Consider the following 6,040-nt stretch of genomic DNA (forward strand, 5'->3'; position numbering starts at 1 on the left):
GCCCAATTATCAATTATCAATTATCAATTAATCTAACTGTCAATCGGAAAATCTCGAACGCGAATCGAACGTAGCAAAGCCACTATTGAAAGTAGATATAGCACTAACGTAACCGGAAATGCTAACTCTACTATTTGCCACGGAGCTGGAGTCCGAGCGAAAGTCCGAATATTTTCCGTAGTTAACAGAGCCTGAATCAGAGAATAACAACTTTTTCCCTGATGCCAACCATAGCAGCTTGCCGGACTGGAGATGATTTTGACAAGTTGAAAGATCGAGACGGGGATGAGTAGAAATGTGCGATACTTAATTTTTACTTTCCAATTTTTAGTAGCGCGTGCCAGGAGTGAAAGTAGACAAATTCCATAAAAAGGAAGCAAAACAAAAAATGCCACTATCCAAGCTGGAGAAGTAAAAGAAGTAGTTAGATAAATAACTAGACTGAGAATTATATACAGACTGAAAAGTAAGATGAATTTATTAAAGGCGATCGCTGGTGACATGATTATATTTAATGACTTTGCTAAATGAATGTCGATAACCAGCCAGATCGTTATCATAAAGATAGGGGACTAATTGTAGCCTTCAGCCTCCCCAAAATTGAGATAACTATTTAATCTGCTAGATCGCTGGGAGCAATCCATGTATTCATTCGATCGAGATCGCTGGACACAACAATCCCGTACCATCTTTTTGCGACAGCCGATCGATGACAAAGCTGCAAATGAGTCGATCGCCCAACTGATTTGTTTAGATCTGGAAGATTCAGATACACCGATTCAAATATATATCAATACCGAATCGGGATTGGCACAACCGCAGAAAACAAGCGTTGCAGCCGGATTGGCAATTTATGACACCATGCGGAGCTTGCGATCGGAAATACATACAATTTGTACCGGAACTGCCGACTCGATCGGTTCTTTACTCCTGGCGATCGGTAGTCCCGGCAACCGATTGGCACACTCGCACGCACGCATTCGTTTGGCACAGGCTGACGAGGTGACATTAACCACAGGGACGGCGCAAGAAATCGAATCTGCTGCCAGATCGGTATTTAGACAACGACAAGTTTTGTATGAATTGTACGCTCAAGCTACCGGACAATCGATCGAAACAATCGCCGCAGATACTGCCAAGCGGGAATATATGTCCGCTACAGAAGCCCAAGCCTACGGATCGATCGATCGTATCCGTTAATCCTCGTCTTCTAAATCCTCCATGTCGCCGCCGACAACCACATCGCGAATCCGCAAACTCGGCCCGCCGACGCCAACTGCCAAGCCACCTTGCCCAGCTTTACCGCAACCGCCCGACTCATCCCAATAAAAATCGTCCCCGATCCCTTCGATGTCGGCTAGGGTTTTGAACACATTCCCCGACAGCGTGACATCGCGCACTGGCTCGGCAATTTCGCCATTGCGAATCATCCACGCCTCACCCGCACCAAAGGTAAACATCTCGCCATTAGTCATCCCGCCCAACCAATTGCGCGCGTAGACGCCTTCTTTAATATCCGCAAACAAATCGGCAACAGGCGTATGTCCGCGATCGATCCAGGTATTTGTCATCCGCACGATCGGGGGATAATGATAATTCAAGCAGCGCGCATTGCCAGTAGCGGCTTCATCCAATCGTCCCGCCGTTTCGCGTGAGTGCAACCGCCCTACCAGCTTGCCATCTTTAATCAACTGCGTCGTCGTCGCAGGCGTCCCCTCATCATCATACAGATAGCTGCCCCGATGTCCTTCCGGTGCCGCGCCATCGAAGATTTGTAAATCCTTACAACCGAACCGCCGTCCCATTGTCATGGTTTCCAGCAGATCGGGATTCTCATAAATCGAATCGGCCTCGGAAAGGTGCCCGAATGCCTCGTGAACGAACAATCCAGTCAAAATGGGGTCGATCACGACAGTATAAGCATTACCCTTGACAGGGGGCAGCGAGAGGGCAGCCACCGCACGTTGGGCGGCACTTTCCACCTGACGATCGAGTCCGATCGTATCTTCATAAGCTTTGCGCGAGCCGAGAGTTTCGCGTCCGGTTTGGACGGTATCGCCATCTCTGGCTGTCGCGGCAAACCGGATTTCCATATCTACCCACGATTGCTCGATTAGGGTACCTTCGGATGTGGCTAGCACGATATGTTGCGCGCTATCGCCATAACTGACAGATGTCGTGGCAATCCGGCGATCGGTAGTCTGGAGAATGCGATTATAATGCTCGCACATCGCCTTTTTGCGCGCGATCGAAATCTCGCGCGGATCGGTACCCGTCAAAGGTAAGCTGCAAGTAGTCTGAATAATCTCGATCGGTGCCAGAATTGTCTTGTCTTCGCCAATAATCCGCGCAGCGGCGATCGCTTCTTCGATCCGTTCTGCAAGTGTCTCTAGCCGATTGAAGCTGGCAAATCCCCAGCCACCCTTATAACAAGCGCGGACTTGTCCGCCAATGGCTAAATCTTCGCTCAGGGTTTCGACTTTATCGCCTCGGATCAGAATATCCGTTCCTTCCGATTCTTCGAGTCTAATCGCCAAATAATCCACGCGATCGCGGTAACGTTTAATTAAATCTGTCAGACGGTTTTTGCTATCAACAACGATCGAAGGCATAAGTGTGGGAGTGTGATAGGGGTTAGGCTTTAGGCTTTGGGCTTTAGGTTTTAGGTTTGAGCTGAATGTTAAATAATAAGTAGATAGACTTAATTAAATATAAAATATCCTGTAGTGGGCAGTGCCCACCACATAGGTTTCAGTTAATTTCTATCTAATCAATTAATTAGGCTTTTACACTGAGATAATTACCTAATCCAAAACTCGACACCAGACAGCGAAGCTAATACCTCAAGCCAAAAGCTCATGAATTATTACACGGCGATCTCAAATTACAATCAGTGGATGAATCAGAAGCTGTATGCGGTCTGCGCCGATATTCCTGATGTCGATCGCAAGTCAGATCGCGGGGCGTTTTTTAAGTCGATCCACGGTACTCTCAATCATATCGCGATCGCCGATCGCATTTGGTTGGGGAGATTTACCCAGCAACCATTTGTTGCCAAACTAGACGCAGAACTCTATAGCGATTTTAGCGAGTTACGGGCACAACGGGAACGACTCGATCGAACGATTATCGAATGGGCAGAAAATTTAACACCAGACTGGCTGAATGCGGATTTAACCTATACCAATAGTTCCGGCTTTACGCGCACTCTTCCCCATTGGCTGCTAGTTACCCACATGTTCAACCATCAAACCCACCATCGCGGCCAATTAACTACTCTACTCAACCAAATGGGTTACGATGCTGGAGTAACGGATCTGCCTGCAATGCCGGAATTTCAGGCGTAGAGAGTAGAGGGTAGAGGATGGATATTAGCGTGCGGGAAGTCGAAGAACGAGGATTTGTGACGATCGATAGTTATCTCGATCCGGACTCGATCGACTTACTCATTGCAGATATTAATACTCTCGATCTTACTTCCGGTCGTGCGGGAATTAGAAACATCTTAGAATTAGTTCCCAGTGTCAGCAAATTGGCACGAAGCCAAGAAATTCGAGCTTTAGTAGAACCAATTTTGGGTGATACCGCACGGGTTGTTAGGGGCATATTTTTCGACAAACAACCAAATGCCAACTGGAAAGTACCATGGCATCAAGATCTGAGCATTGCTGTCAAACAACATCTCGATCTACCCGATTATCACCCCCAATCGATTAAAGAAGGCGTCCCCCACGTTCAACCGCCGATAGCTATTTTAGAACGAATGCTAACGGTAAGGATTCATCTCGATCGCACGGATGAGTCGAATGGAGCTTTAAAAGTCATCCCCGGCTCGCACCGTCAGGGCAAATTGACTACCCCACAAATCGATGAATGGAAGCAACTGAATCGGGCGATTTCTTGCAATTGCCAAGCTGGGGGAGTGCTGCTGATGCGTCCATTATTATTACATTCATCCTCGATCGCCACCACACCCAGCCATCGTCGCGTCATTCATCTCGAATACGCCGATCGTCCATTAGATAAAGGACTAGAGTGGTATTACTAGAATCGAGCCGAGTTCCCAAAATTCGCTAGATATTTGCAGTAGAAGTAGGAAAATTCAATCTGTTCTTGGGCATACTCAATATATTCCCGATCGCCGCTACATCCAGGCGGCTTCTGCAACTGGGAAGCATAAATCATGGCATCAAAGCAAGTTATAGAATTAATTGCCGCAGCTCATCGCGATCGAGCCACTAAATTAGATCTCAGTAGTCAAAATTTGACTGAGTTACCAGAATCGATCTGCGACTTGAATCATTATTTATTACTCGATCGACTTGAGCTATTTAGCTCAAGTCGATCGGGGATCGGTTTCTGCATACTGGATGAGTTAAATCTAGTAGAGATAGTTTTCGATCGAGATGGATGATTGGCAAGACATTGAAGACGATGACTACTCAACGATAGCAATGCCACCAAGTAGTTGACGCTGAAGATATCGAGCAGCGGGTAGTCTTAGCGGTACGACAAAATAGTAAAGTCGTCACGGGATCGATCGTCAAAAAAATTGTTTTATTGCGATTTCTTAATCATTAAACATATATAATTGTCGTGTTAATTGGCGATGATTGCTAGTAAAATTAAGCAATTCATCTAATTGCATATTAGTATTTGCTGAGTTAGATTCGATTCAAAGCATTCAAATAATCTAGATATGACCTAGCCGGAGCCAAACCATGAAAATAAGATCGATACACTTATTGGTGCTGATATAGGCTGCATTAATTCCCAAGCAAAAAGCTGTAGTATTTATTCATGCTTTTGGCTGATTTCAATATCTTAGTATGCTTTTAAAATACAAATACTAGCCTTGTATTAATTATTGAATCAAGACCAGAACAATCTCGTAGACTTACAAAAACCTGAAAAAATTAAAATTATGGGATTATTTTGCGTCAAGCATCTTAAAATGTTGATTTTGAGACGTAGAATCTATTAAACGATATTTCAATTAATTTGTATCAAAAATGAACAAAACTTATTCGGAAGAAAAACTAAAAAACTTCATCGATCTACTTAGAATTGAAGAAGATGTATGTCCAAATAAGTCGAGTACTTAAATAAAAAATCAAATACATCTATTTTTGAAAATATTTTTAGTGAATTAACAATCGCAGTATTAGTTTGTTGACGGTAAATGTAGTTAATAATGTAATCAATGTCATCAACCCGCCCATACAGATCTATGCGATTGGAGCTTATGATTTTCGAGTGGGTATTATAACAGTAAAGTCTTTATATTTTAAACTATGGCATTTAATTGGGGTGAATTGACGAATATTCTGAGTACGGTTGAGGATTTACTGTTTATGGGCGATCCGCCACCTTCTATTAGTATTTCTACTGGCTCTGAAGATGACAAATACGAGAAGTTGTACGTGAAAATTGCTTTTCCTCTAAAGAATGGCATTTCAGAGGTAATTTTATACTATGAGCACGGCTTTATATTTTATAAGGACTTAAATGGTAAAAACTTGCAGTGTATCAATTTTGATGATAAAAATTTAGCCTTAACACATGGCTCGTTTAGAAAAGCTCTGAAGCAAGTATTAGCTTTTGATAAACATTTTGTCCAACCAGCTAAGAATAGCGAACTAGCTAGTGAAGTAGAAATGTCATTTAATATATCGACAACTAATAATTCTCCTCTCGATGAAATTCGTCAATTAGTCAACAGTTCGCAAATCGAGAACAACTAATAGCTCCATGTCAGAAAAATCTAAACGGATTAGTTTTCCCAACGAAGTGCGGGAATATGTATTCGATCGAGATAACCATCAATGCAAAAGTTGCGGACAAACTACCAATCTATCGATCGACCATATCATCCCGCTAGCATCAGGCGGTAGTAACGATCTTAGCAACCTGCAAACTTTGTGCGGTTCGTGTAATAGTCAGAAAAAACACTATTTCGATCCTAGGTTCGATCGACGTTTTAGTTAATGTTGGAGATTGGATAGATTTAACACCAATTATCTCAATTACTGTTATGGAT

General features: G+C 43.5%; 8 protein-coding genes. 6 read left to right on the forward strand and 2 right to left on the reverse strand.

Features of this window, described 5'->3' with window-relative positions:
• Nucleotides 1–32: 32 nt before the first annotated feature.
• Nucleotides 33–503: a hypothetical protein gene (locus C7B77_RS21700; RefSeq protein ID WP_146138441.1), complete on the reverse strand. Its 471-nt coding sequence runs from the start codon at nt 501–503 to the stop codon at nt 33–35.
• A gap of 139 nt (nt 504–642) precedes the next feature.
• Here C7B77_RS21700 and C7B77_RS21705 point away from each other — a divergent pair, with 139 nt between their 5' ends.
• Complete coding sequence (locus C7B77_RS21705) at nt 643–1,200, forward strand: ATP-dependent Clp protease proteolytic subunit (RefSeq protein ID WP_106309757.1); 558 nt, start codon at nt 643–645, stop codon at nt 1,198–1,200.
• On the opposite strand, the gene C7B77_RS21710 is transcribed toward C7B77_RS21705, so the two are convergent.
• On the reverse strand, nt 1,197–2,612 hold the full coding sequence (locus C7B77_RS21710; RefSeq protein WP_106309759.1) for a TldD/PmbA family protein: 1,416 nt from the start codon (nt 2,610–2,612) through the stop codon (nt 1,197–1,199). The two genes, C7B77_RS21705 and C7B77_RS21710, sit on opposite strands and share 4 nt — an antisense overlap.
• Nucleotides 2,613–2,858: 246 nt before the next feature.
• On the opposite strand from C7B77_RS21710, the gene C7B77_RS21715 reads away from it, so the two are divergent.
• The 5 genes from C7B77_RS21715 to C7B77_RS21735 all read left to right on the forward strand — a co-directional run bounded on the left by C7B77_RS21715 (nt 2,859) and on the right by C7B77_RS21735 (nt 5,988).
• Entirely contained in the window at nt 2,859–3,347 is a 489-nt protein-coding gene (locus C7B77_RS21715; RefSeq protein WP_106309762.1) for a DinB family protein, read from the forward strand.
• Between the two features lie 17 nt (nt 3,348–3,364).
• A complete protein-coding gene (locus C7B77_RS21720) occupies nt 3,365–4,048 on the forward strand; it encodes a phytanoyl-CoA dioxygenase family protein (protein ID WP_106309765.1) in 684 nt (227 codons plus the stop codon).
• A gap of 135 nt (nt 4,049–4,183) precedes the next feature.
• The gene (locus C7B77_RS21725; RefSeq protein ID WP_106309768.1) at nt 4,184–4,414 is read left to right on the forward strand and encodes a hypothetical protein; all 231 of its coding nucleotides are present in this window, start codon (nt 4,184–4,186) and stop codon (nt 4,412–4,414) included.
• An 880-nt stretch (nt 4,415–5,294) separates the two neighbouring features.
• Nucleotides 5,295–5,744, forward strand: a complete 450-nt coding sequence (locus C7B77_RS21730; RefSeq protein ID WP_106309771.1) for a hypothetical protein — start codon at nt 5,295–5,297, stop codon at nt 5,742–5,744.
• 7 nt (nt 5,745–5,751) lie between these two features.
• A complete protein-coding gene (locus tag C7B77_RS21735) occupies nt 5,752–5,988 on the forward strand; it encodes an HNH endonuclease (protein ID WP_106309774.1) in 237 nt (78 codons plus the stop codon).
• Nucleotides 5,989–6,040: the final 52 nt, after the last annotated feature.

The organism is Chamaesiphon polymorphus CCALA 037, from assembly GCF_003003845.1.
GTDB classification, from domain to species: domain Bacteria; phylum Cyanobacteriota; class Cyanobacteriia; order Cyanobacteriales; family Chamaesiphonaceae; genus Chamaesiphon; species Chamaesiphon polymorphus.

Bases quoted from the DNA above. Each gene is read 5' to 3' on its own strand.
- C7B77_RS21705 (WP_106309757.1), top strand. From the start codon at position 643: ATGTATTCATTCGATCGAGATCGCTGGACACAACAATCCCGTACCATC.
- C7B77_RS21735 (WP_106309774.1), top strand. From the start codon at position 5,752: ATGTCAGAAAAATCTAAACGGATTAGTTTTCCCAACGAAGTGCGGGAA.
- C7B77_RS21700 (WP_146138441.1), bottom strand. From the start codon at position 503: ATGTCACCAGCGATCGCCTTTAATAAATTCATCTTACTTTTCAGTCTG.
- C7B77_RS21725 (WP_106309768.1), top strand. From the start codon at position 4,184: ATGGCATCAAAGCAAGTTATAGAATTAATTGCCGCAGCTCATCGCGAT.
- C7B77_RS21710 (WP_106309759.1), bottom strand. From the start codon at position 2,612: ATGCCTTCGATCGTTGTTGATAGCAAAAACCGTCTGACAGATTTAATT.
- C7B77_RS21720 (WP_106309765.1), top strand. From the start codon at position 3,365: ATGGATATTAGCGTGCGGGAAGTCGAAGAACGAGGATTTGTGACGATC.
- C7B77_RS21715 (WP_106309762.1), top strand. From the start codon at position 2,859: ATGAATTATTACACGGCGATCTCAAATTACAATCAGTGGATGAATCAG.
- C7B77_RS21730 (WP_106309771.1), top strand. From the start codon at position 5,295: ATGGCATTTAATTGGGGTGAATTGACGAATATTCTGAGTACGGTTGAG.